This window comes from Corynebacterium sp. ES2794-CONJ1 (genome assembly GCF_025660615.1).
Taxonomy (GTDB): Bacteria; Actinomycetota; Actinomycetes; order Mycobacteriales; family Mycobacteriaceae; genus Corynebacterium.
Genome location: NZ_JAOTIM010000001.1, coordinates 325,299 through 349,267, shown reverse-complemented (window position 1 = coordinate 349,267; position 23,969 = coordinate 325,299). Strand labels below are relative to the sequence as shown.

Here is a 23,969-nt window from a genome sequence, read left to right as displayed (position 1 = left end):
AATAGGTGCGCCATCGCAATAAGCACATGGCTGAGTGCTAAAATTTTCCCATGATCAGAGCTTTATTGCGGTCACCGCAGGCCCTTGTATGCGCCGTTTTCCTCATCGCTTCGCTTACGGCCTGTACCCCTAAACCAGCCGCAGTAAAGCCAATAGCGCAAGAATTTCTCTCCCATTTTATCGACCAAGATTTCGCCGCAGCCGCTGCTCTTACCGATATACCGAAAGACGCGGAAAATGTCCTCGCGGAAACTTTCCAAGGGCTGCAAGCCGACGCTCTCGAGGCTACTATCACAAAGGTCGAGGCGCGTGAAACTCTAGCTACAGTCTACTACCAGCTCACATGGATTATCCCGCGCGAGCGCACTTTGGAATATGAGAGCTCTCTGGTTTTAAATAAATTCAACGATCAGTGGGTGATCCGTTGGCAGCCCTCGATAATTCACCCGCGCTTAGGGGCCAGTCAGCACCTAGAGTTACGTGCCATTAATGCCCAACGGGCAAGCATCATTTCCTCTGATGGGGCAGCAGTACTCGTTCCGGGAGTTGTGGATCGGATCCTGGTCGATCTCGATCAAGTAGGGGATCGACGAGCAATGGCACGGGCCATTGCGGCAGCATTCGCCGAGATTCACCGCACTGATCCCAACGCTCTCCTTATCGATGAGGCCACTCTAGCCGCTAATCTACAAGAAGCCAGCGGAGTTTACTCGGTGACCACCGCGCGCAAGGAAATATCAGCTCAGATCAAGGCTATTTTGGGAGGAAAACCGGGAATAATTTTCCACGAAGAAGCAGCGATGGTGTCAACAGATCCGGGATTTGCGCCCGAGATCGTGTCCCGTGTGGCCCACCTCGTCAACGATCGTCTCGACGGAGTCAACGGCTGGCGTATCGTGGTGGTGACCCACGATGGAGCGGTGATTGATACCATCGAGCACCACGAACCGGATACTGCTCCCGCCATCGAGATTAGTTTGGATCATCTTGTGCAACGGGCTGCGGAGGAAGCCGTGGCGATGCGCAGTGAGCAACAAGCCATAATTCTCGCACTACGCCCCACAACGGGAGAGATTTTGGCGGTGGCTCAAACAAAAGAAGCAGATAAACAAGGTGCCCTCGGCCTGACGGGCCTATTCCCACCTGGTTCGACATTTAAAATTATCACCGCTGCAGCGGGTATCGAACAAGGGGGCCTTCACCCCGACACTGTGGTCCCTTGCCCTGGTTCGATGAATATCTATGGACGCATAGTCAATAACTATAATGGCTTCAGCCTCGGAAATGTTCCCTTAGAAACCGCGTTTGCGCGTTCCTGCAACACGACATTCGCACAGATATCAACCGACTTGCACGCAGGAGAACTGCAGGCTGTCGCTAAGGAATTCGGCCTCGGAGTGGACTATGAGATCCCGGGACTCGCCACCGTGACTGGCTCGGTCCCCACAGGGGAGAAGCCCCTTGAACGTACAGAGTCCGGCTACGGCCAAGGAGAGGTTTTAGTCAGTCCATTTGGGCTTGCTTTGGCCTCGTCGACCGCCGCAACCGGAAAAACTCCACTCCCGTGGCTGATCTCTGGGTTTGACACCAAGGTAACAGGAAAGAAGAAAGATCCCGATCCAGCTACTATCGAACAATTGCGGGCTCTAATGGGTGCCGTGACCGAACCAGGGGGCACGGCCGCCGGAATGCGCGCTGGTGGAAAGATTTTCGCGAAGACAGGCGAGGCCGAAATTAACTCAGGATCCCACTCATGGTTTACAGGGTATCGTGATGATATCGCATTTGCCACGCTCATCGTCCTCGGTGGGGGTTCAGAATCGGCTGTAGCGATGACCGATCGCTTCTTTAGTCGTCTCGATGAGCTAAGAGAGGGCGGGCAATAGGAAGATGATCTGGTCGGGTAGAAAATCGCGACCTGAAGCGGGGGCGTACTACGATAGAACTCATGCAGAAAAGAAGTCCCATTAAGCCTGGAAAACCCACTCCGATTCGCACCGTCCCGGATAGCATAGAACGACCAGAGTATGTGTGGAAGAAAAAGGTTCGTGAAAATATGGGCGAGCCTTTTATCCAGACCCCCGAGGTCATCGAAGCTATGAGGGAGTCATCCGCCATTGCCGCCAGCGCCCTACAGGAAGCTGGTAAGGCAGTCGCCCCAGGAGTGACTACCGACGAGCTCGACCGTATTGCTCACGAGTATATGCTCGATCACGGCGCTTACCCATCGACCCTAGGTTATCTTGGTTTTCCCAAGTCCTGTTGCGTATCGCTTAACGAGATCGTATGCCACGGAATTCCCGATTCCACGGTGATTCAGGACGGGGATATAGTCAATATAGATGTCACGGCTTACAAAAATGGAGTGCATGGCGACACTAACGCTACTTTTCTCGCTGGCAACGTCTCGGAGGAACACCGCCTCCTCGTCGAGCGCACGCACGAGGCAACAATGCGAGGGATTCGCGCGGCCAAACCAGGCCGTAAAATCAATGTGATTGGTCGCGTGATCGAATCATATGCCAAGCGGTTTGGCTATAACGTAGTACGGGATTTCACTGGCCACGGAGTGGGGCCCACCTTCCATAACGGACTCGTGGTTCTCCACTATGATTCCGACGCCTATACGGATACCCTACAACCAGGAATGACCTTAACCGTCGAACCCATGATTAATCTGGGATCCCTAGACTACCGGATCTGGAAAGACGGGTGGACCGTGCAAAATACCGATCACAAATTCACCGCACAATTCGAACATACCTTCGTGATCACAGACGACGGGAATGAAATTCTCACTATTCCCAGCTCCGGCTCATAGCCTATTCACGGGTAACGAATAATATGGTGAGTTTCTTAGTAGCAGGATGTACTTCCGACGCGGGTAAATCCGTGGTCGTAGCCGGACTTTGCCGCGCTTTCTATCGCCGTGGCGTCGCAGTAGCACCCTTCAAAGCCCAAAATATGTCCAATAATTCTGACGTCACCCCTGATGGTGGTGAGATCGGACGGGCACAGACATTCCAGGCCCTTGCTGCAGGTCTTGAGCCGGAGACAAAATTCAATCCAGTTCTGCTCAAACCCGGCAGCGATCGCACTAGCCAGCTTGTCGTGCGAGGCCAAGCGATGGGAGTAGTAAGCGCCCACGATTATTTTCACCACCGTAGCCATATTCGCGATGTAGCGGTGACAGCGTTGAAAGAACTCGAACAGGAATTTGACCTCGTCATCTGTGAGGGGGCGGGATCTCCCGCCGAGATCAATCTCCGTCACACTGATATAGCGAACTTCGGTCTTGCAGAGAAAGCGAATTTGCCCGTTTATCTTGTTGGAGATATCGACCGTGGTGGGGTCTTAGCCCATTTTTACGGCACACACCAGATCGTTAGTCCCGCAGACCGAGCTCGCATTCAAGGTTTTGTAGTGAACAAATTCCGTGGAACACAATCACTACTCGAGCCGGGATTGGCAGAATTAGAGCGACTCACCGGTGTGGCAACAAAAGCCGTCTTGCCCTTTATCGAGGGCTTGTGGATCGATGCAGAAGATTCCCTGCAGTCCCAACCTGGAGCTACCATCGGCCCGCACCAGCAGGCCCTCGGCTCACAGCGCATTAACGTTGCAGCTATCAGGCTGCCGCGTATCTCTAACGCCACCGATATCGAGGCACTCGCCGCCGAACCTGGGATAAATGCAAGTTTCAGTGTCGATCCCGACTATATCGCCGAAGCTGATCTAGTTGTCATCCCTGGGAGTAAATCCACTCTCTCGGATCTACTATGGCTGCATGATACTCACATCGCCGCAGCCCTCGAGCACCGTCGCATCAATAATCTACCGACGCTTGGAATTTGCGGGGGATTTCAAATGATGTGCAAGACCATCGTCGATACAGTCGAATCTAGTGATCAGACCTCAGCTCAGGGCCTAAATTTCTTCGATGCCGATATAGAATTCGCCGACACCAAAACCCTGATCCGTCATGACCACGGGGCCTATGAAGTGCACTATGGCCAGCTGGTGCGAGCACACGATGACCCGTGGATTTCAGGCGAGGGATTAAGGCGCGGAAACTTCTTTGGCACTCATCGGCACGGGCAAATGGAAAATAACAACTTCCGGCGTGAATTCCTCGGAGACATCGCAGGTGCGCTAGGAAAAAACGATTTTGTTATCAGCCCCACTACCGATTTCGCAGCTGAACGGTTGACACAACTCGATATGATCGCGGACCATATTGAAGACCATTGGGATCTCGATCAGCTTCTTCAGGAAATATCCTAAAATATCCCCGCGATCGCTACGTAGAGATCGCGGGGGTACGTGCAGATTTTAGGCCGACGCAAACTCCAGTCCTAAGAGAGCATTTTCCACAACTTCCGGCAGAGCTGGGTGAATCCAGTACTGCTTGCGGGCAAATTCTTTGATATTAAGATCATAAGACATCGCAGTGATCAGCGGCTGGATCAGGGTGGAAGCTTGGGGGCCAATTATATGGGCTCCCAAAAGTTTCTCACTGTCCCTATCTGCAATAAGTTTGACAAAGCCCGTGGTGTCCTCCATAGCCCATCCGTAGGCTACATCTTTGTAGTCTTGGATTTTCACGGTTAGCTCATGACCTTGCTGGCGTGCGGCAGCCTCCGTGAGACCTATGCTAGCAATCTGAGGATGGGTGAAAATGGCAAAAGGCACGTTGTCATGGGGCATGGGAACGAGATCATGAGGGTGGAGGAGATTGTGGCTAATCGCCCGGGACTCTGCGTTAGCAACGTGCTTGAGCTGGAATGGTGAGGATATATCTCCCAGAGCCCATACGCCCTCAGCCGTAGTGCGCCCGAAATCATCGACCTTGATCCGACCTGCATCGAGTTCGATGCCAGCCTTCTCTAGATCCATCAAATCTCCATTAGGGATGCGCCCGGTTGCTACTAGCAACATATCTGCATGCACGGTGTGACCATTGTCGAGAACGAGATCCACGGCTCCTGTTTCTTTTGACTGCTCAGCTTTAACAATCTCGACACCCACGTGGGTATCCATCTGCTGCGCTGTAAGTGTCGTGATCCGCTCGGCGATATCAGCATCCAATCGCCGCAAGAGAAGATCCGAACGGTTAATGATGGTTACTTTTACTCCCAGCTGATGGAAGATATGGGCAAATTCGAGAGCGATAAAGCCGCCACCCCACACCGCCATCGTCTCAGGAAGGCGCTCGATGCGCATGATATTTTCGTTAGTAAAAAAATCAATATCCCGGACTACTTCGGGGATTCTTGGCCGAGCGCCAGCAGCGATGACGATGTCCTCAGCGGTAATTTCCCATTCCTCTGCACCCTGAGCGGTGCGAATAGTGCGGGGGCCGGTGAAACGAGCGTGCTGATCAAAAACCTCGATATTAGGCGTCTGAGGACCGCGTCGGTATTCCTCGCCGCCCGCTGAGATGGGGTCAATGCGTTCCTCGAATACGCGTTTTTGAATGCTGTTCCAATCAATCTCGCCGCGCTCGGAGGCGATGCCGTACTTCTCAGATTCGGCTATCATGCCCGCCACCTCGGAGGCGTAGACAAACATTTTAGTAGGAATGCATCCTACATTCAGGCAGGTGCCGCCAAACGCGCCCTTTTCTACGATAGCGATGGATTTATCGCGGAAGTCCTCGCCTGGAATCATATTTCCAGAACCGGCGCCTATAACGATGAGGTCAAAATGAGCAGTTTTCATAAAATTCCTTATAACGAGGGATTACTGAAGGTGTTGCAGCCACGTCGTCGAGGCCTGGAGAGCTCGGTCGCGGACGGGCCGCGGAGATAGATATAGATCGTGCATACCATCCTCGATCTCCACGATGGTCGAGTGTGAGGAAACAAAGGGCGCCCATTGTTTTATCTGATCAACATCGAGCACAGTATCACTCCGATGAGAATAATCGTCGATGACCATGGACGTGTGCGACCTCGAGGAACACAGAGTAAGGACCGGAACTCCTGTGTTGATGGTGCGGCGACGCAGTTTGAGCTGCGCCCTCATCACTGCACGCATCCACCCAAAGTACTTCTGGCACCCCCCAATCGGTTTCATCCGTGTATCAAAATCCCATTCCCCAGAATAATCCTTGTGCACGGACTCTCCGTAAGTACCTAAATTCCCGAGCGTAAACGGGGTGAAAGGCTTGAAATAGCCTACGGTTCCGATCAACAGGTAAGCAAAAGGATACAATGCCTTCGGGAGTGGGACATCAAACCACGGGGAATTGAGAATAGCGGCTGTGACCACGGAGTGAAGGGTCGGGTTTGTGCGCCTAATATGATCAAGCCAGTCGACGACAACGAGTCCGCCAGTCGAGTGACCGATGAGCACAATGGAGTCGTATTTCGAGCTGAGGAAATCCACCGCGGTACTCAAATCCGGGTAGTAGTGATCCATATGCGAGGTATAGTGCCACGTTTGACCCGCCTGTCGAGAGCGCCCACATTTACGCAAATCAAGAGCAAAGAAGTCAAAACTGTTGTGGGAAAAGTGCTCGGCTAAATGTGTCTGAAAAAAGTAGTCGGTCATACCGTGGATATAGAGGACGGCCGTTTGGGCTGGCTCTGTGCGGTGACTTTGGTGCCGGATGAGGGTGGTACTCACCCGTCCTTCCTCGTCCGGGTCAGACCCCAGATCAAAAGTAAGCTGCCGGAATTCCGAGCCTAGAATATCGTCCTCCCACTGAGCCGTATCCCAAGTCGGAGGTGCAGGCGGCACCTTTTTTCGGGGAAGATCTGGGCTATAGGAGCGTTCGGAATGCGTCGGTGATTTCATACTTCGTAGTGTAGCCCGAGTTTTATATCAGTGGCTTGAGGGATAGATGTAGGTCACGGTAATGGGCCAGCCAACTGCTGGAAAAGGCCTCAGAAGTATCAAGGTGTAACTCAATAAAGGATGGATGGATAGGGGTAGCAGATGAATGGGACACCTAAAAAGGGGTGGGCATATGAGGCCTTTACGCACAGCCTCAGTGCAAGGATCGAGTCTATGATGGCGAGTAGGTACCATTTGTCTTGGGTCACACTCACTAGGGTGGAGTGGCGTACACTTATTCTTATCATTTTCTCACAAGGATAGTTGTCAGCACGCTACGGGCAACGAGATAGCTACTAGACCGTTTCAAGCTAGATATGCTTTCAGAAACAGATCTAACCAAGGAAGTTCTTACTATGAATAATGGCATAAATGACTCGATGACCGCGGGAAAAACAGTGGAGGATGATGTAGACGTCATCCTCATCGGCGCTGGGATTATGAGCGCTACCCTAGGCGCTATGCTGCGCACATTAGAGCCGCAGTGGTCGCAGCTCATCTTCGAACGCCTCGATGGTGCGGCGCTGGAATCATCGTCGCCCTGGAATAACGCAGGCACGGGTCACTCAGCACTGTGCGAGTTGAACTACACACCGGAAGTCAACGGGCGCATTGATATCTCCACCGCTCTTCAGACCAATGAGCGCTTCCAATTATCAAGGGAATTCTTGGCCTTCCAAGTCAACCAAGGAGTTTTACCCAATCCGCGGCAATTCATTCACCCGGTGCCTCATATCTCTTTTGGCAGAGGCCCCGATCAGGTGTCGTATTTGCGTAAGCGTTATGAAGCGCTTGCCCAGCATCCGCTATTCACAGGACTGAAATACTCCGATGACCGCGAAGTTTTCAATACCAAGCTGCCGCTGATGGCCGAGGGTCGAGATGCCAACGAAAAAGTGGCTATCTCCTGGTTCGATGGCGGGACCGATATCAACTATGGTGCATTAACTCGGCAGTTTTTGAAAAACGCCGCCGAGGAGGGTACCGAAATCCGCTACGGACATGAGGTAACCGACATCAAACGAGAGGGCAAGAAGTGGAAGGTCACAGTACGCAACGTTCACACCCGTGAAGAGTCGACCTATCGCGCCAATTTCGTATTCGTTGGCGCGGGCGGCATGGCTCTCCCACTTCTGCAGAAATCCAAAATCCCAGAGATCCGCGGTTACGGCGGATTCCCCGTGGCGGGGCAATGGTTGCGGTGTACAAATCCAGAGATCATCTCACGGCATCATGCCAAGGTCTATGGCAAAGCCGATATTGGGGCGCCTCCGATGTCGGTACCCCACCTCGACACGAGAATGATCGACGGTGAGAGGGGACTTCTATTTGGCCCCTATGCAGGATGGACGCCAAAATTCCTCAAGAATGGTTCCTGGTTTGATCTCTTGCACTCAGTCAAGCCAACGAACCTTCCTTCCTTATTGTCTGTCGGAATCCGCGAATTAGGATTGACGAAATACCTCATTCAGGAATTGCTGAAAGACCGTTCCGCGAAAATGGAGTCGCTGCGCGCATATATGCCACTCGCCGAGGAAGATGACTGGGAGGTTGTGGTCGCAGGGCAGCGAGTTCAGGTCATCAAGCCGGTGGTTGGCCCGTCATTCGGCTCCCTCGAGTTTGGTACCACCCTGATCTCCCACCGCGATGGCTCGATCGCTGGGCTGCTCGGCGCCTCTCCCGGAGCTTCAATTGCTCCAGCAGCAATGGTCGAGGTTCTGGAACACTGCTTTGGAGAGCGCATGGTCTTGTGGGGCGACAAAATCAAGGAAATGATGCCATCCTATGGAGTGAAACTCGGAACTGACCGGGAACTCTTCAACAAGATGTGGGCCTATACCCAGCAGACTCTGCAATTAGAAGAGTAACGGCTGCGAAAAATAGTGTAGCTTTTCACTCGGGCCTTATTTGTGGTTAAAGTAGACCACAATGAGGCCCGCATGCGGTCTGGTACTAGTAGTCCTCCGAGGCCTTTATGCTTGAGGCTAAGAAAGTTTGGGTTGATATGAGCGCTCAGATCCCTCCACTATATCCCTTCTCCGCCGTAGTCGGCCATGAAAAACTACAGGTGGCTCTCCTTCTAAACGCCATTAGTCCCCAAATTGGCGGGGTTGTCATTCGCGGCGAAAAAGGTACAGCTAAAACCACGACAGTTCGCGCCTTCGCTGGGTTATTAGAAGGCGCGCCCTTGATCAATCTACCGATTGGGGCTACCGAAGATCGAGTAGTAGGCGCGCTCGACCTGGAAACCATCCTGCACAGCGGTAGAGCTGAATACCGCCCAGGTTTGCTGGCTGCCGCCAACGGGGGCGTGCTCTATGTTGATGAGGTCAACTTACTGGCCGACCACATCGTTGATGCGCTTCTCGACGCAGCCGCAACAGGGATAGTCACCGTCGAACGCGATGGAATCTCTCACTCTGCTGCCGCTAAATTTGTTCTAGTGGGCACCATGAATCCCGAGGAGGGAGAGTTGCGCCCTCAATTACTCGATCGCTTCGGCCTCTCGGTCGCAGTAGAGGCTTCTCGGGACGTGGCGGTGCGCACCGAAATTATGCGCCGCCGCCTAGAATTTGATCGAAACCCCAGAATGTTCTGCGAGAAGTGGCGCGCGCAGGAATTAGAGCTTGAGCGTACGATCGCTGAGGCCAAACAATTGGTGGGATCGATCGAACTCAGCGATACCAACTTGGAGCGTATTGGCTTTATTTGCGCAAGTTTCGATGTCGACGGAATGCGTGCTGACCTCGTCATAGCTCGAACAGCCATCGCCCACGCAGCCCTCAAGGGTCGCGTGGAGGTAACAGACGAAGATATACGCGTTGCCGCCGAATTAGCTCTTGCGCACCGCAAGCGTCGCAATCCATTCGACGAGCCAGGTCTCGACGAATCACAGCTCGATGAGGTCATGGATCAGGCCCAACAATCCCACCCCGATGAAGATCCCTTTGAGAGCTCTGAGCAGCACAATCGCGATCAGCCACCCGCATCGCAAGACGATGACTCTAATACTCCTGATATGAGTGAAACCGAGGAGGTAAGCGCCGATCAGGGCGCTACCTTTCGCAGTCCGACAGCTTCGCCGTAAGCGGAGAAAGACCGAAAACGAGGCAACTCCAGGACGACGGCAAGCAGCCCATACCAGAGAAGGGTCCGTGGTGCGCGCCAGCGCGACGGGACGCGGAGTAAATATGGTCGCAACGATTCGCAATGCAGCCGAACGGGGGGCGCGCATAGATGGTGGGCGCCTCGAATTCATCCCCGATGACCTCGTGGGATCAACCCTGCGCTCAAAGGAATCTAATCTCATTGTCTTCTTAGTCGACGCTTCAGGATCAATGGCAGCGCGCGATCGCCTTGCTGCCGTAACAGGTGCGGTGACATCCCTCCTGGGAGATGCCTACCAGCGCCGCGATAAAGTCGCTGTCATTAGCGTGAGAGGCACGAATCCTAAAATCGTCCTACCACCCACCGGCTCCATCGACATAGCCCTCAAACGACTAGCAGATGTTAAAACGGGAGGACGCACCCCGCTCGCTGAAGGACTCAGCCTTGCATCGGAGCTCATCGAGCGGGAATTACGCCGCGAGCCAGGACGCCCAGCAATACTAGTGATTCTTTCTGATGGACGCGCCACCGGCCCTGATGGTTTGCAGCGACTACGCACCATCAGCGAAGTCATCGCGCGTCGAAAAGCGTGGGCAAATATAGTGATCGATTGCGAGAAACCGGGACGTATCCAACTCGGTTTAGCTCGTGAATTGGCTGAAAATATACACGGAGCACTCATTAAAGTCGATGAATTAAACGCTGATTCGGTTACAGGTATTATTGACGCATTCTAAACACTATTGCCCATCCAGCTTTCCCAAGAGCCCGTAAAGTGAAAACGTAACAACTTATTATTTTAAGGAGCACCCGAGATGGCCCGCGGACAACTAGACCCACTTTCAATTCCCGACGACGGTTTAACAACCCGGCAACGTCGTATGCTCCCCGTCACGGCGGTCCACACGGGCACCGGTAAAGGAAAATCCACCGCTGCCTTTGGCATGGCCATGCGCGCGTGGAACCAAGGCATGAATATCGGAGTTTTTCAATTCGTCAAATCTGCCAAATGGCGAGTCGGCGAAGAATCAGTCTTCAAAAAACTCGGCCAGCTCCACCTCGACGAGGGCATCGGGGGCGCAGTGGAGTGGCACAAAATGGGAGAAGGATGGTCCTGGTCGAAAAAGCGAGGAAACGAGGCTGACCATGCTCGGCAAGCCCTCGAGGGATGGGAGGAAATTAAGCATCGCCTGTCTCATCAACACCATGACTTCTATGTGCTCGATGAATTCACCTATCCCGTTAGCTGGGGATGGATCGATATCGACGATGTTATCACGACCCTCTCCAACCGCCCCGGTGTCCAGCACATAGTTATGACAGGACGCAATGCTCACCCCCGACTCATTGAACTCGCCGATCTTGTGACCGACATGCACAAGGTTAAGCATCCCATGGACCTTGGTCGTAAAGGGCAAAAAGGAATCGAATGGTAGATAGAGCTCAGTCGCAGAGATCCCGGGATCAGGAGCCAACAACACCGGGGATTTTAATCGCTGCCCCCGCCTCTGGGACAGGAAAAACGACCATAACCACCGGCCTCATCGCGGCCCTCAGCGCCCGCTTGTCCGTCGCGCCCTTCAAGGTCGGTCCTGACTATATTGATCCTGGTTATCACGGGCTGGCCGCGGGACGCACCGGGCGCAACCTTGACATGGTGATGTGTGGCGCGGATCTGATAGGGCCATTGTATCGACATGGTTCCAGCGGATGCGATATTGCCGTCGTGGAGGGCGTGATGGGACTGTTTGATGGCCGTATCCCTGATGGACTCGGATCCTCAGCCGATATTGCCCGACTACTCGGGCTACCCGTTATTCTGGTCGTTGATATTCGCGGTATGAGCCAGTCAGTAGGTGCCCTCGTACGTGGTTTCGCCACCGTAGATAAAAATGTTCGCATTGCAGGTGTCATCCTTAATATGGTTGGTAGCGAACGCCACCGCGATATTTGTACACAGGCGGTCGAATACGAAGGTATCCCCGTGGTGGGCGCCATACCTCGCCAAGATGCGGTGGCCGTACCATCACGACATCTCGGGCTAGTCACCGCCACAGAACACGGTCACCAGGCGGCCGAAGCCATCGCCCACATGGCTGATTTAGTAGACCGCTACTGCGATACCGATGCCATCGCTGCGCTCGCCTCCACTAGTTATTCCGGCCCCAGCTGGAACCCCGCTGCCCTCATGGACCGTGGGAATGCTGTTACCGTGGCAATTGCTAGTGGTCCTGCCTTCAATTTTTCCTATGCCGAGCATCGTGAGCTGCTGGCGGCTGGTGGAGCGCGAGTCGTGGAATTCGACCCCCTCGTCGACGAACTTCCTTCATGCGAGGGAATTATCATCCCAGGAGGTTTCCCTGAAGAGTATGCCGATATCCTCGCCTCCCGCGACAGCTTAAGGGAGGATATCAGAAGACATATCGCCGCGAAAAAGCCAGTACATGGGGAATGTGCGGGGCTTTTATGGCTTGTCGATCGCCTCGATGAGCGGCATATGCTTGGAGCGATCCCGGTATCAGCGAGTATGAAAAAGCGTCTCACCTTGGGTTACCGAAGCGCTGTGGCACTGGGCGATAATTTGCTATGCCGTGCCGGACAGCGCATTACCGGCCACGAATTTCACCACAGCGGTGTGGATCAGGAAACCGCCGAGGGCTTCGACCCCGCATGGGCGTGGCAAGACTACTACGGTAATACCAAGAGCGAGGGCTTCACCACGGCGACCGTCCACGCTTCCTATCTACACACTCATCCAGCCGCTTATCCTGAGATGGTGCAGCGCTTTATTCAAGCGTGCCAACGAGTAACCTCCTAGGTGCCACAAACCGTGTGGTAGGGTCCAAAGTCCCGGGGAGCGAGCTGCTCCAAGAACGCATAGTCTTGCCCAGTTCTGCGCCTAAAAGGATCCCCCAAAACGTCAAGGAGGAGGGTGCGCACCCGCGGGTCCTCGCTACTTGCCGCCACGAGGTGATTACGGGCGATATAAACGGGGTTCACCTTCAGCATCGCCGCGAAGTTTGGATCCATTTTTCGCCACCTAGCCATCCAAGACGCCCATGCCCCCGAATCTACGAGGTCGCCCACCTGTGGTAGAGCGCGCTGCTCGCTGAGTGCTCGAAGGACGAGCGTGCGATCGAGCTGATCATTTTTCATCAACTCCATAAACTCCTCGATCGTACTCTCCAGGTATGACCGCTCGAGGTGGGAGATCCCGAGCGCACGACCCATATACTTGAGCCACTGGCGGTAATACACCTCACCAAAGGTGGCCATGGTTTCCTGGGCCCACTCGAGTCCAACCAACGGAACAAGGCACTCAGCCAGGCGCGCTAAATTCCAGCCAAGAATCGATGGCTGGTAACCGTAGCGATAACGTCCATGCGTATCAATCGACGAATAGCAGGCATCATCGTTATAGGTATCGCTAAAGGCTGCTGGCCCAAAATCAATACTTTCCCCACTTAATGTGGTGTTATCAGTATTCATCACTCCGTGCACGAAACCGTGGCGCATCCACAGCGCCACCGTCTGAGCTTGACGCTCTACTACTGAGGAGAAAAAATCCCGGTAACGCTCGGGCCCGCGGGCGAGAGGATAGTGACGAGCGATCGTATAATCACACAAGGTCTGCACGACGTTATCTCCCAGCGTCGCAGCGTATTGAAAAGTTCCTACGCGGATATGACTTGAGGCTGCTCGAATGATGAGCGCGCCGGGTACCAGTTGCTCTCTTTTTATCATTTCACCCGTGGTAAAAGCCGCAAGAATGCGAGAGCTGGGAATTTTTAGACCAGTAAGTGCTCGGGAGTAGATAATTTCCTTCCACGCTGCATCAACCGGCATTTTTCCGTCACCTCCGCGTGCGAAAACGGTCGGGCCACTGCCTTTTAGATGAAGATCCACCACGTCCTCGCCCTTTGTGAGTTCACCGAGGAGCAAAGCTCGCCCGTCTCCTAAGCGCGGAGAGAAGTGACCGAATTGGTGGCCCGCATAAGCCATGGCGGGATAATTATTTTCCAGCAGGCTAGCCAGCCTATCTGCGCTGAGATCAGCCGGATTTAAGAGCAGGGAAGTCGCCACGTCGGTATTGCAATAAATTTGTTGCAAGCTGGGAAAATGAGGTGGTGTGGCGGGATGAACCAGTTCGGGAAGGGCGGCGGCGAAGTCCTGATGCAGATGCATGGAGATTACTTTATCTATGACTATGCTTATTTACCATGACTGAAATCAAGACCCACCCAGTTGTGCTCCTCGGTGGAGGGCCGGGCGCCTGGGATCTCATGACCATTCGCGGAATGAACAGACTCCAAGCTGCCGATATAGTACTCGTCGATCACCTCGGCCCCACCCAAGAACTCGACCGACTCTGCAATGTTGACAGCAAAGAAATTATCGATGTGTCCAAGCTGCCATACGGTCATCAAGTGGCTCAGTCAAAGATCAATGAACTACTCGTCGAGCACGCTCGCGCTGGTAAGAAAGTTGTTCGCCTCAAGGGAGGAGATCCGTATGTTTTTGGGCGCGGTTTTGAAGAGCTTGAATATCTCTCCGCCCATGGCCTCACAGTCGAGGTTGTACCAGGGGTGACAAGTGCAATCTCAGTTCCTGCTCTCGCAGGAATCCCCATTACCCAACGGGGAGTTGTACACAGCTTTACGGTTATCTCTGGACATCTGCCGCCAGAGCATCCTCAGAGTCTGATCGACTGGGATGCTCTGGCTCAATCTGGGGGAACTTTGGCGGTCATCATGGGTGTTAAGAATGCTCCCCGAATCGCTGAACGCCTCATTCATGCTGGGATGCGACCAACGATGCCAGCAGCGGTTATAGAAAATGGAGCCACCAGCGAGCAGCGTTCGTACCGCTGTACCCTTGAATCCCTCGCCGAGACCTTCAGTACTCACCACATTAAGCCGCCCGCTGTATATGTGATCGGCGAGGTAGCGGGACTGTAGCCTTAGGGATGAGGTTGTGAGGGGCGAACTACAAGGATCATGTCCCGCCCGCCACCGTGTTCAACATCGAAGCCGGCCTGAGTTGCGGTCTTTAATACATCCTGCACGCACGTCGGCTCCGTGTCAGTGATAGCCAACGCTCGTGCGAGGAGCCCCTTATAATGCTTATTGAAGTGGCTGACAACTGACCGACTCCCGTCAGCCTTGACGCTTTCAACTCGAACAGTTATTGCCTGTTTGTCTGGGCCTAATTGTCTATAAGCTCCTGAGCGCATATCTATAATCAGTTCATCGAGTTTCGCCAGTTCCGCTGAGATGGCCGCACCCCATCTTTTTTTCATCGTCGGTGCCGGAGAAATATTGCGATCCTCTCGGTAAGGCACCTTCGCATGAGCTGATAAGCGGTAGTGGGGAATGAGGTCATCTGCCTTGACCAGACCGAATAGTGCATCCCCAACAGCTAGGCGCTCTCGAGCGAATACGGGCAAAGTATCGGCGGAGAGGGCATCGAAAAGCACACCTTGAAAGCGTTCAATGGCGGGCATAGTCGGGGAGTGGAGAAGGTGTGTATTCGAGACGGCTTCTGTTCTCAAGTTTTCCGAAATTTTGAGTACCTGCAGAGCCTCATCAGGATGGAGGGCACCAAGATCCCGGGCGATGCTGCGGCGGATGGGATTGAGCACGGGGAAAGAGAGAGTGTCCCAAGAAAGCCGCGCTCCACTGCCACCTCGAGCTTTGGTCTCGGATGGGGGAAGTATGATCAACATAGTTTTTCACCGTACACTTCTCATCCCCGCCGAGGTGGAGCTCGGCTAATTTTTCGGCCGTGAACGCAGTGAATACTGAAGGTTGGGGTGATGCGTTAAGATGACTACTTTGTAAGGCCCTTTCGCCCCTTCCTTTTTAATAGCGGTGGATGAGGGACGGTCGTGGACTAAGTGAGTCCGCGATAGGCGCGAGTAACGAGGACAAAGTGGACACGTGTTGGCAGGACCATTAAATCGCAAGGGATCCGGTTCAAACCGTCGCGTCACCCGCTTTATCACAGCGGTCACGCGGCGAGTGATACGGGCAGTCCCTTGTTTAGCTGCCCTCGTGCGCTACCTAATGCTTAGCCTCCTTTTAGCACTGCTGAGGTTGCTAACGGGGCATACGATAACAACTGTCCGCAAACCCGTTCGACCGGATTTCGCGGCCGATCTCGAAGCGGCCATCGCCAAGGGCAGCCGTGGAAGGATCGGGGAAGAAAACCTTAAAAAGACCCCAGAGCCGCCTGCTCCGCACCCCGTGGCAAAGAGAGTGGGGGACCGCAACCACCTGGCAGCCAGCTCCCAGCAGCACGATGATTCCAAGAAAACCGTGACCTATCGAATTCGTCGAGTCCCTGGCATCGATGGGCTGCGCGGAATCGCGGTGATGGCAGTGGTCTTTTACCACTTCTTCCGCTCGGCCATGCCCGGGGGGTTTATGGGCGTGGATATGTTTTTTGTGCTGTCGGGATTCTTGATCACCTCACTTTTAGTTCGAGAGTATTCGGTCCTGGGAAGGATTGACCTAAAGAAATTTTGGATTCGCCGCGCACGACGCATCCTCCCGGCAGCTTTTATCGTCTTAATCATCACCACCGCTCTTGCAGGACTCGTCGGTGGTGACCCCAGTGTCAAACTAGGTGAGCAGTTTGCGGGCACACTGATTTTTGCCAACAACTGGACTCAAATTGCCGCAAGTGCCAGCTACTTTGCCGATTCAGGGGTGCAGATTTTAGCCCACTACTGGTCGCTTGCCGTGGAGGAGCAGTTCTATCTCATCTGGCCACTAATCTTCGTGGCCCTTATGAGGATGTTTAAGAAAATAGGGTGTGCGATCCTTGCGACGGTCTTAGTACTTGGCACTGCATCATTTGCCGCGATGCTCGCTCTCTATGATCCAGCAGCCGATCCCACCCGCGTGTATTACGGAACGGATACCCACAGCTTCGGGCTGTTAATGGGGGTATTTTTAGCTCTGATCATGACCTCGACCTCTGCAGACCCTCATGCGGATTCCTGGCCTCGCAACCGAAACCTCTTAGCTGGTTTACCTGGTGTTGTGGTCGGGGTGCTCAGTGTGATCGGACTAACGACTCTCTTCTTTGTCGTATCCGATACGGCTGCCTTCACATACCGCGGAGGCCTGGTTTTAGCCTCACTGTTCACTGTTTTGATTCTGGCGCAAGTAAGTTCCGAGGTAGGAATACTCTCCCGTGTGATGGGGACCTCGGTGCTGAGGTGGCTCGGTGAACGTTCCTTCTCCCTATACTTATGGCACTGGCCAATCGTTGTTCTCCTGCAAGAACTCAACCACCAACAGATGTGGGCACAGCATTCGGAGGTCATTGGTCTGCTCGCGCTGATCACCAGCCTAGTTATCAGCCATCTCAGTTATGTCTTTGTGGAAACCCCCGTACGCCGGCGCGGATATCGGCACCTATGGCGTAGCTCTGACCCTCGAGTTCGTGCTGTGGTGGCGGGAACGCTTATAACCCTCTTAGCGGCTGCTGCGCTGGCCATCGTGCGCTCTCCGCAACAAACTGAACTTCAATCCCAGTTAGAGCGGCTGGCTCACAATCAGACAGCGCCGCGTGAGATCACAGCAATTCCAGCTGCAGAGGCAACAGACGTTGCCACCCCCTTATATGGACCGCAGCTTCCTCCCACAGGGGATCGAATGACGGCTGTGGGAGATTCCGTTATGCTCGGGTCCGTACCTGCCCTGGAGAAGAACTTTCCGGGCATGTATATCGATGCCGAAGTGTCGCGGTCGCTCGTGGCAGCACCAAGTATCCTCCAGTCATTAGCTGATGCGGGGCGCCTTGATCCCTTTGTCGTTCTAGGTTTTGGAACCAACGGAGCACTAAGCGAGGAGGCATTGGAACAGGTCATGGATATAATCGGCCAGCAGCGCGTGGTCATTATGGTGATGCCTTATGGCGAGCGCACCTGGATTCCCATCTCTCAAGAACGTATCGCCCGTGCTCAAGACACCTATGAGAATCTCTATATTGCTCCCTGGTGCCAACTGGCTCAGGCGAACCCCGACAAGCTTTATTCCGACAGAATTCATCCCAATGAGCAAGGTCGCGAGCTATATAGCCAAGCGATCAGCGATGCTCTATCCCAATGGGCCAATCACCGCAAGAATCCAACAACCGGTTGTGGAGTTTAGCTGGACTTAGGCCATATACTTAGGGTGTCACTTGCACATGAAGCATCTAAATATCCCGACTCCTAACGTCAGCAAAGAGGATTCTTTATGAGATACCCGGCCATTGAAATCGCAGTGCAAGACCCGGTAGGAGCAGCCCAGGCTGCCCACGCAGGAGCCGACCGCATCGAGTTATGCGTGGGACTATCCGCAACCGGTGGGCTTACTCCCACCATTGGCAATATCCAGGCGTGCTCCACAATCATATCCACCCACGTCCTCATCAGGGTGCGGCCCGGCGGTTTCGTTTATAGCGAGGCTGAGATCGAAGTGATGGCTACTGATATTTCACAGGCCGTTAGCGCCGGCGCCGACGGAGTTGTTATTGGGGCTGCTCGATCAGACGGCACTCTAGACATACCTGCGCTGCGTTATTTAATCGATCATGCTCACGGCGCGGAGGTGACCCTGCACCGTGTATTCGATACAGTACCCTCGCGAATAGGTGCCTGCCACAGCATCAAGGACCTCGGAATCAAGCGCATCCTTAGTTCCGGTGGACAATCTAGTGCCCCTGCTGGAGCCCAGGAATTGGCGATGCTCGTAGCCCACGTACCGGAGATCGAAATTATGGCTGGAGGAGGCATCCGCCCAGATAATATTGATGCTCTGGCGACCACCGGAGTAGCCGCCATTCATAGTTCAGCTTCGACATTTGTTGAGCGAGGACCCGCCGGGCCGGGTGGGGGAGCAGCACCAGTTCAGGTCACAGATGAGCAAGCTATTAGAGCCTTGGTCAGTAAGGTACAAAGCTGGTGCTAAACTAACCAACCATGATTACTCGTCTTTCCACACTCTTCTTACGTACCCTGCGTGAAGACCCAGCAGATGCTGAAGTACCTAGTCACAAACTTCTTGTGCGCGCCGGCTATATTCGCCGCGCTGCCCCGGGAGTGTATACCTGGCTTCCGCTCGGGCTACGCTCCTTGAAAAAGATCGAAAATATCGTTCGCGAAGAGATGGACGCTATCGGTGGCCAAGAATTGTTATTTCCAGCACTCCTTCCGCGCGACCCTTATGAACAAACTGGCCGCTGGACAGAGTACGGGGACTCACTCTTCCGACTCAAGGACCGCAAGGGTCAAGATATGTTATTGGGGCCCACCCATGAGGAGCTTTTCACGGCTCAGGTTAAGGATCTTTATAACTCCTATAAAGACTTCCCTGTGACGCTGTATCAAATCCAAATTAAATATCGTGACGAAGAACGCCCTCGCGCGGGTATCCTCAGGGGCCGCGAATTCGTTATGAAGGATTCCTACTCCTTTGACATGACTGACGCTGGTCTGGAGGAATCCTATGCTCGCCACCGTCAGGCTTATCAGAATATTTTTGACCGTCTCGGCGTTGAATACGCGATCTGTAAAGCAACCTCGGGTGCGATGGGCGGATCGGCTTCGGAGGAATTTCTTGCTATTTCTCCTCATGGTGAAGACACCTTCGTGCGTGCCACGAAGGGAGACTATGCTGCCAATGTCGAGGCTGTAACGACTCAACCAGGTACTCCCCGGGAAATCGCCGGCCAAGCTCCTCTCGAGGTTCATGACACCCCAGGCGCTGAAACTATAGACAACCTGGTGGAGTGGGCACGCCGCAGTGGTCTTAGTATCGATGGGCGGGAATGTGGCGCTAGTGATACGCTCAAATGCCTCATGGTCAAGGTGCACACGCCGGGCGCCCAGGACGATGAGCTTATTGGTATTTTGTTGCCCGGTGATCGCGAAGTCGATGAGAAGCGTCTCGAGGCCTCTTTCGAGCCAGCTGAAGTGGAATTGGCCTCTGAGGAGGATTTCGCCGCTCGTCCGTTCCTTGTCAAGGGTTATATCGGCCCTCAGGCGCTCAATGAGCACGGCATTAGAGTTCTCGCTGACCCTCGGGTGGCAGAGGGAACAGCCTGGCTAACTGGTGCCAATGCTTTCGAGAAACATGCCAACAACGTTGTTGCTGGCCGCGACTTTACTATTGACGGATATATTGAGGCGGCCGAGGTACGCGAAGGTGACCCAGCGCCTGACGGTCAAGGCTCCCTTACCTTGGCTCGTGGTATCGAGATCGGTCATATTTTCCAGCTGGGGCGGAAGTACACCGAGGCTTTCGATGTGCAGATCTTGGATGAAAACGGCAAGCGAGTCATCCCCACCATGGGTTCCTACGGAATTGGTGTATCGCGGCTCATGGCTGTCCTGGCTGAGCAGCGTCATGATGACAGAGGTCTGAATTGGCCACTTGAGGTGGCCCCTTATCACGTTCACGTTGTTGTGGCTAATAAGGACGAAAAAGCCTTAGCTGCCGGTGATCGCCTCGTTGCAGAACTAGATCATAAAGGTGTCGAGGTTCTGTTCGACGATCGCACTAAGGTGTCCCCAGGAGTTAAGTTCAAGGATGCGGAGCTCCTCGGTATCCCGTATGTAGTGGTGCTGGGGCGCTCATTTAGTGAAGGCAAGGTCGAGCTACGCCGTCGGGGTCACGACATTGTAGAAGTCGACGCCGCTGATATCGTCTCTACTATCCTCGACACGGTCACCGCATAACTTCGAGTATCAAGGGCCACGGGACTATCTAGCGTCCGTGGCCCTTTTCTGCTGCGTGCCTATTGTGGATTCGTCAGGTAACCTAAGGTGCTCAGTGACGTCGTGCGCCATGGCGCATGATGCGCCTGGGAAGCGAAGGCTTGCCAGTCCCGTTCGTTACTTGCAACTAGCTCGTCCACAAATGCGGCTGCACTTCTATCATCGTAAGGAAGCTCGAGATCATCGAAGCTATATCCGGCCGCTGGCACCGGGATAAAAGCATCCTCGTTGAGGGCGAACTCCAGACTATCCGCAATTCGCTGATGGACTTTTTCCAGCTGCGCTATTCTCTGGTCCTGCATATCGTCAGCAAATGCAGTTGCCATGCCAAGGGCGTAGAGAAAACCGTATTCGCGGCGTAGCGCTTCCCTGGCCGCAACGAGATCAGCAAAAGCAGCATTATGAGAGTGGGTCTCGGGATCTGGTTCCTGTTGGGGAGCCGTACCGTCTGGATTGCGTTGTGCGGCAGCGGGAATATCCAACTTAACCACTACTTGGGAAATAGGTTCGGCATTTGTTGTGGCATAGAAGAGATATTGGTCAACGATAAGAGGCAGAGACTCTTGAGGGATATCAGCGATAATATTGAGGATGCCCGCTGTATCGGCGGAAAAATCCTGTGTCGAGGATTCTGTCAGGAATGTATCAGTTCCCTCGGGAGTGCAACTGGCCGGGACCTCGCCATCCCTGAGGTGACCGCACAACCTGGCGATCTCGGCACCCAGTTCTTGCTGTTGCTCCCCCTCGCTGACCCGGTAAAGCCCAGCCAAGGTGGGGTGGGGTGATGGGGCTGCGCAGCCACCGAGGATAAGACCGAGGACGAGAGCGCATAGGGGCAGGAATGAGATGCGAAATCGTGTCATAGTCGGTCATTGTACTACCATCGCCCTTATGGCTTTTCCTAGCAAAGAAACTCTCCTGATAACTCTAGAACCCCTAGCTTCGCAGTATGGTGTAGATATTGAAGATATCCGTATTGCTCTCGCTGGCAAGAAAACCACCGTAGCCATTGCCATTGACTCTGATGAGCACCCACATTCAGACCAGCTTGAGGCTTTGTCGTTGGAAATTTCTGCGCTTTTCGATGCCGAGGAGGAGGCCCGGAGGCTCAACTTTGGTGCCGGTTATACCCTCGAAGTTGGTACACCGGGTCTGGATCTGCCGTTAACCCTTCCGCGTCACTGGCGCCGTGCCCGTGGCCGCCTGGTGACGGTGGTCGTCCATGATAAAAAGGAGCGGTTTCGTGTTGGTCCCCTGAATGAGGATCACACTCACGTCATGCTCATTAGCAGTACAAAAGGGATAGCTCGCGCAGCAGCTTTCGAGATTGAACAGATCCTGCACGCACACCAGGAAGTTGAGTTTTCTGACGCACCTCAGTCCGAACTCGAGCTTGTGTCCATGTCTTTTGACGAGCTGGCCACTGTGTAGTTAGCTAAAACAGTCAGATTTAATCTCCACGAAGGGACTTTATTAAAAGTGAATATTGATGTTGCGGCACTCAAAGCAATTGAATCGGAAAAAGGTATCCCGGTGCGAGACTTGGTCGATACCATTGCCACCGCTTTGATGTTCGCCTACCGCGAGTATAAAGATGTCCCTCCACAGGACAATACGCGTACCCGGGTGGATATCGATATTCAAACAGGTTCCGTCGCGGTCATCGTCTCCAGCCTCGATGCCGAGGGCAACGTGGAATCGGAATACGATGATACCCCAAGCCACTTCGATCGACTCGGCGCCCACGCTGTGCGAGACGCAATCGTTAAAAGGCTCCGCGAGGCTGAAGCTCGGCAGGCGTATGTAGCATATTCGGATTATGAGGGCACTGTTGTTACTGGTGTCGTTCAAGCCGATGCTATGGCCAACGAGCGCGGCATGGTAGTGGTCCACCTTGGTACCGAGATGGACGGCCAAGACGGCGTGCTTCTTCCAGCTGAACAGATTCCAGGAGAAAAGCTGCGCCACGGAGACCGCGTCAAGAGCTTTGTCGTGGGGGTTAGTCAGAATCAACGCTCGCTCAGCATTAATCTCTCGCGTACCCACCCAGAGCTCGTGCGTCGGCTATTTGAGCTAGAAATCCCTGAAGTTGCCGATTCCTCGGTAGAGATCGTTTCCATTGCGCGCGAAGCAGGCCATCGCTCCAAGGTTGCTGTGAAAGCTAATGTCAAAGGGCTTAACGCAAAAGGTGCATGCATCGGGCCGCGTGGACAACGAGTCAGTAATATCATGCAGGAATTGGGAGGGGAGAAAATCGACATTATCGACTTTTCCGACGATCCTGCAACCTATGTAGGAAATGCGCTCGCTCCGTCGAAAGTAGTCAATGTTACTATTACGGACCCCGAGCAGCAGATCGCCCAAGTGACAGTTCCTGATTATCAGCTCTCCTTAGCTATTGGCAAAGAGGGACAGAATGCTCGTTTGGCCGCTCGCCTGACTGGCTGGAAAATCGATATTCGCTCCGACGCGGAATAGATCATTAGTCCGACGACCGTGTTGAGCCGACATCTATATAGACAGCGATGCACGGTCTCTTAGGGGGAAAGAACTTAACTTTTTCTGTTCCGTCGACTACTATGGGTTTAGGCCCTGTTGATTGTGGAATTTGCAGTCACGCAGAGCTGTTTCATTTTTACTGCCAGTATTATCAAGATGTCGATAATATCTAAGCGCGGGAAAAGATCAAACGCTACCGCTTAAACTACGCAGACTTGATATTGGAATCAATAGTGCGAGTGGCCTGTGAAGGTCGAAGATAAGGAATAGTACGTGAGCTCGAGCTTTATGCAGTCGTCGCCAGGCGACGGCGCTAATGCACCGACTATCCGTATTCGCACCTGTATCGCCTTCCGTACCCGGGCTCATGACAGCACGCTTTTGCGCGTTGTTCTCAGTTCGAATAAAGATGCACTCGTGCCCGATCCGCACCGCCGGCTTCCAGGTCGTGGATGTTGGATTACCCCAAATCTTGAAGCAGTGGAATTAGCGGAAAAACAGCGGGCGTTTACCCGGTCGCTGCGCGTGTCGGGACCACTCGATACCCGTTCGTTGCGCCAACATATTCAGGCGAGCCACGAACACACCAAGGAAATAGAAAGAGACCGAACACTGATGAGCACATCATGAAGCATCAGCGATGAACGTCAATGACATTCGGCTAGAAAACTGCATATAGGCTGTACTCCGCGGGTATTTTCCAGGACTTCAGGCTATCTGCTTGTTTTCTATCCATAACACAAGGAGAAAA

Annotated in this window: 20 protein-coding genes; 15 read left to right on the top strand and 5 right to left on the bottom strand. The window is 53.7% G+C overall.

The features are described from left to right. The first annotated feature begins 50 nt into the window (after positions 1-50). The 3 genes from N7326_RS01615 to N7326_RS01605 all read left to right on the top strand — a co-directional run bounded on the left by N7326_RS01615 (position 51) and on the right by N7326_RS01605 (position 4,284). Positions 51-1,886 carry a penicillin-binding transpeptidase domain-containing protein gene (locus N7326_RS01615; protein ID WP_263088045.1) on the top strand — a complete coding sequence of 612 codons (1,836 nt, stop codon included), beginning with the start codon at positions 51-53 and terminating at the stop codon, positions 1,884-1,886. Between the two features lie 62 nt (positions 1,887-1,948). Beyond that, a complete protein-coding gene (gene map / locus N7326_RS01610; RefSeq protein ID WP_259076306.1) occupies positions 1,949-2,821 on the top strand; it encodes a type I methionyl aminopeptidase in 873 nt (290 codons plus the stop codon). A gap of 23 nt (positions 2,822-2,844) precedes the next feature. Then, entirely contained in the window at positions 2,845-4,284 is a 1,440-nt protein-coding gene (locus N7326_RS01605) for a cobyric acid synthase (RefSeq protein WP_263088044.1), read from the top strand. Between the two features lie 48 nt (positions 4,285-4,332). Here N7326_RS01605 and mtr read toward each other — a convergent pair whose 3' ends face one another. Both mtr and N7326_RS01595 read right to left on the bottom strand, forming a co-directional pair. Beyond that, positions 4,333-5,721, bottom strand: a complete 1,389-nt coding sequence (gene mtr, locus N7326_RS01600) for a mycothione reductase (protein WP_259076309.1) — start codon at positions 5,719-5,721, stop codon at positions 4,333-4,335. Positions 5,722-5,742: 21 nt separating this feature from the next. Then, a complete protein-coding gene (locus N7326_RS01595) occupies positions 5,743-6,801 on the bottom strand; it encodes an alpha/beta hydrolase (RefSeq protein ID WP_259076312.1) in 1,059 nt (352 codons plus the stop codon). Between the two features lie 407 nt (positions 6,802-7,208). On the opposite strand from N7326_RS01595, the gene mqo reads away from it, so the two are divergent. The 5 genes from mqo (at position 7,209) to N7326_RS01570 (ending at position 12,766) form a co-directional block, all read left to right on the top strand. Then, on the top strand, positions 7,209-8,708 hold the full coding sequence (gene mqo, locus N7326_RS01590) for a malate dehydrogenase (quinone) (protein WP_259157848.1): 1,500 nt from the start codon (positions 7,209-7,211) through the stop codon (positions 8,706-8,708). A 137-nt stretch (positions 8,709-8,845) separates the two neighbouring features. Further along, complete coding sequence (locus N7326_RS01585; protein ID WP_259076313.1) at positions 8,846-9,928, top strand: ATP-binding protein; 1,083 nt, start codon at positions 8,846-8,848, stop codon at positions 9,926-9,928. Positions 9,929-9,998: 70 nt separating this feature from the next. Then, positions 9,999-10,685 carry a vWA domain-containing protein gene (locus tag N7326_RS01580; protein ID WP_259157849.1) on the top strand — a complete coding sequence of 229 codons (687 nt, stop codon included), beginning with the start codon at positions 9,999-10,001 and terminating at the stop codon, positions 10,683-10,685. Between the two features lie 78 nt (positions 10,686-10,763). Next, a complete protein-coding gene (gene cobO, locus N7326_RS01575; RefSeq protein ID WP_259076315.1) occupies positions 10,764-11,384 on the top strand; it encodes a cob(I)yrinic acid a,c-diamide adenosyltransferase in 621 nt (206 codons plus the stop codon). Continuing rightward, positions 11,378-12,766 (top strand): cobyrinate a,c-diamide synthase, encoded by a 1,389-nt coding sequence (locus tag N7326_RS01570; protein WP_259076317.1) that lies wholly within the window; start codon positions 11,378-11,380, stop codon positions 12,764-12,766. The genes cobO and N7326_RS01570 overlap by 7 nt, the downstream gene beginning before the upstream one ends. Here the strand turns inward: N7326_RS01570 and N7326_RS01565 are convergent. Further along, positions 12,763-14,133 carry a protein adenylyltransferase SelO family protein gene (locus tag N7326_RS01565; RefSeq protein WP_259157678.1) on the bottom strand — a complete coding sequence of 457 codons (1,371 nt, stop codon included), beginning with the start codon at positions 14,131-14,133 and terminating at the stop codon, positions 12,763-12,765. The genes N7326_RS01570 and N7326_RS01565 overlap by 4 nt on opposite strands. A gap of 35 nt (positions 14,134-14,168) precedes the next feature. Between N7326_RS01565 and cobA the strand changes: the two genes are divergently transcribed. Next, positions 14,169-14,906: a uroporphyrinogen-III C-methyltransferase gene (cobA, locus tag N7326_RS01560; RefSeq protein ID WP_259076321.1), complete on the top strand. Its 738-nt coding sequence runs from the start codon at positions 14,169-14,171 to the stop codon at positions 14,904-14,906. A 2-nt stretch (positions 14,907-14,908) separates the two neighbouring features. On the opposite strand, the gene yaaA is transcribed toward cobA, so the two are convergent. After that, entirely contained in the window at positions 14,909-15,673 is a 765-nt protein-coding gene (gene yaaA, locus N7326_RS01555) for a peroxide stress protein YaaA (RefSeq protein WP_259076322.1), read from the bottom strand. Between the two features lie 214 nt (positions 15,674-15,887). On the opposite strand from yaaA, the gene N7326_RS01550 reads away from it, so the two are divergent. From N7326_RS01550 to N7326_RS01540, 3 genes are all read left to right on the top strand, one after another. Further along, complete coding sequence (locus N7326_RS01550; protein ID WP_263088043.1) at positions 15,888-18,110, top strand: acyltransferase family protein; 2,223 nt, start codon at positions 15,888-15,890, stop codon at positions 18,108-18,110. An 87-nt stretch (positions 18,111-18,197) separates the two neighbouring features. After that, positions 18,198-18,911, top strand: coding sequence for a copper homeostasis protein CutC (locus N7326_RS01545; RefSeq protein WP_263088042.1), 714 nt, complete (start codon positions 18,198-18,200; stop codon positions 18,909-18,911). Positions 18,912-18,922: 11 nt separating this feature from the next. Continuing rightward, a complete protein-coding gene (locus N7326_RS01540; protein WP_263088041.1) occupies positions 18,923-20,680 on the top strand; it encodes a proline--tRNA ligase in 1,758 nt (585 codons plus the stop codon). 59 nt (positions 20,681-20,739) lie between these two features. Here N7326_RS01540 and N7326_RS01535 read toward each other — a convergent pair whose 3' ends face one another. Next, entirely contained in the window at positions 20,740-21,582 is an 843-nt protein-coding gene (locus N7326_RS01535) for a DUF4439 domain-containing protein (RefSeq protein ID WP_263088040.1), read from the bottom strand. A gap of 28 nt (positions 21,583-21,610) precedes the next feature. Between N7326_RS01535 and rimP the strand changes: the two genes are divergently transcribed. From rimP to N7326_RS01520, 3 genes are all read left to right on the top strand, one after another. After that, the gene (gene rimP / locus N7326_RS01530) at positions 21,611-22,150 is read left to right on the top strand and encodes a ribosome maturation factor RimP (protein WP_259076337.1); all 540 of its coding nucleotides are present in this window, start codon (positions 21,611-21,613) and stop codon (positions 22,148-22,150) included. Positions 22,151-22,198: 48 nt separating this feature from the next. Continuing rightward, the gene (gene nusA / locus N7326_RS01525) at positions 22,199-23,197 is read left to right on the top strand and encodes a transcription termination factor NusA (protein ID WP_259076339.1); all 999 of its coding nucleotides are present in this window, start codon (positions 22,199-22,201) and stop codon (positions 23,195-23,197) included. Positions 23,198-23,491: 294 nt separating this feature from the next. Beyond that, entirely contained in the window at positions 23,492-23,848 is a 357-nt protein-coding gene (locus N7326_RS01520) for a YlxR family protein (RefSeq protein ID WP_259076340.1), read from the top strand. Positions 23,849-23,969 lie beyond the last annotated feature (121 nt).

Bases quoted from the DNA above. Each gene is read 5' to 3' on its own strand.
- map (WP_259076306.1), top strand. From the start codon at position 1,949: ATGCAGAAAAGAAGTCCCATTAAGCCTGGAAAACCCACTCCGATTCGC.
- N7326_RS01535 (WP_263088040.1), bottom strand. From the start codon at position 21,582: ATGACACGATTTCGCATCTCATTCCTGCCCCTATGCGCTCTCGTCCTC.
- N7326_RS01565 (WP_259157678.1), bottom strand. From the start codon at position 14,133: ATGCATCTGCATCAGGACTTCGCCGCCGCCCTTCCCGAACTGGTTCAT.
- rimP (WP_259076337.1), top strand. From the start codon at position 21,611: ATGGCTTTTCCTAGCAAAGAAACTCTCCTGATAACTCTAGAACCCCTA.
- N7326_RS01605 (WP_263088044.1), top strand. From the start codon at position 2,845: ATGGTGAGTTTCTTAGTAGCAGGATGTACTTCCGACGCGGGTAAATCC.
- N7326_RS01540 (WP_263088041.1), top strand. From the start codon at position 18,923: ATGATTACTCGTCTTTCCACACTCTTCTTACGTACCCTGCGTGAAGAC.
- N7326_RS01615 (WP_263088045.1), top strand. From the start codon at position 51: ATGATCAGAGCTTTATTGCGGTCACCGCAGGCCCTTGTATGCGCCGTT.
- N7326_RS01570 (WP_259076317.1), top strand. From the start codon at position 11,378: ATGGTAGATAGAGCTCAGTCGCAGAGATCCCGGGATCAGGAGCCAACA.
- N7326_RS01595 (WP_259076312.1), bottom strand. From the start codon at position 6,801: ATGAAATCACCGACGCATTCCGAACGCTCCTATAGCCCAGATCTTCCC.
- N7326_RS01585 (WP_259076313.1), top strand. From the start codon at position 8,846: ATGAGCGCTCAGATCCCTCCACTATATCCCTTCTCCGCCGTAGTCGGC.
- cobA (WP_259076321.1), top strand. From the start codon at position 14,169: ATGACTGAAATCAAGACCCACCCAGTTGTGCTCCTCGGTGGAGGGCCG.
- mtr (WP_259076309.1), bottom strand. From the start codon at position 5,721: ATGAAAACTGCTCATTTTGACCTCATCGTTATAGGCGCCGGTTCTGGA.
- cobO (WP_259076315.1), top strand. From the start codon at position 10,764: ATGGCCCGCGGACAACTAGACCCACTTTCAATTCCCGACGACGGTTTA.
- N7326_RS01545 (WP_263088042.1), top strand. From the start codon at position 18,198: ATGAGATACCCGGCCATTGAAATCGCAGTGCAAGACCCGGTAGGAGCA.
- yaaA (WP_259076322.1), bottom strand. From the start codon at position 15,673: ATGTTGATCATACTTCCCCCATCCGAGACCAAAGCTCGAGGTGGCAGT.